The 840-nt window shown below is 74.4% G+C and carries 1 protein-coding gene; it reads right to left on the bottom strand.

The window, feature by feature from the left end; translation table 11 throughout:
• Positions 1 to 840, bottom strand: an 840-nt coding sequence (locus tag WA788_RS35420) for a ketoacyl-synthetase C-terminal extension domain-containing protein (protein WP_335984597.1), incomplete at both ends; no start/stop codon positions are given.

The following is an 840-nucleotide window of genomic DNA, read 5'->3' on the forward strand; positions in this document are numbered from 1 at the left end:
GCCGCCTCCCGCAACACGTCCTCCACCCGCCAGTCCACGAACCGGGCGAGTGCCGCGTCACATGCGGCCACCTCCGCGGCGAACACCTCGGAGGAGTCCAGCAGTTCCACCGCCATGCCGACCCACTGCGCACCCTGCCCCGGGAAGACGAACACCGTCTTCCCCGACCCGGCACGGCCCTCCACCACACCGCCGCCCAGCTCACCGACCGCCAACCCCGACAACCCCGCCAGCAAGGAGTCGCGGTCGGTGGCGGTGACGGCGGCGCGGTACTCCAGTTGTGCCCGGGTGGTCGCCGAGGACAGCCCGAGGTCCAGCAGCCCCGTCTCCGGCCGCGCGAGCAGGAACTCCCGCAGCCTGGCCGCCTGGGCCCGCAGCCCGGTCTCGTCCTTCGCCGACACCACCACCGGCACCGTCGGGAGGGTCCTCGCGGCCTGCGGCGCGGGCTCCTCCTCCGCCGCCGGGGCCTCCTCGATGATCATGTGCGCGTTGGTGCCGGAGACCCCGAAGGACGACACGGCCGCGCGGCGCGGGCGCCCGGGGTCGGTCCACGGCTGCGCCTCGGTGAGCAGCTTGACCGCGCCCGAGGTCCAGTCCACGTGCGGGCTGGGCTGGTCGACGTGCAGGGTGGCCGGCAGCTGCCGGTGCCGCAGTGCCTGGACCATCTTGATGACGCCCGCGACACCCGCGGCGGCCGAGGAGTGGCCGATGTTGGACTTGATCGACCCGAGCCACAGCGGCCGGTCCTCCGCGCGCCCCTGCCCGTAGGTCGCCAGCAGCGCCTGGGCTTCGATCGGGTCGCCCAGCTTCGTGCCCGTGCCGTGGCCCTCGACCGCGTCG

It is taken from the genome of Streptomyces sp. CA2R106 (genome assembly GCF_037034245.1).
Classification (GTDB): Bacteria; Actinomycetota; Actinomycetes; order Streptomycetales; family Streptomycetaceae; genus Actinacidiphila.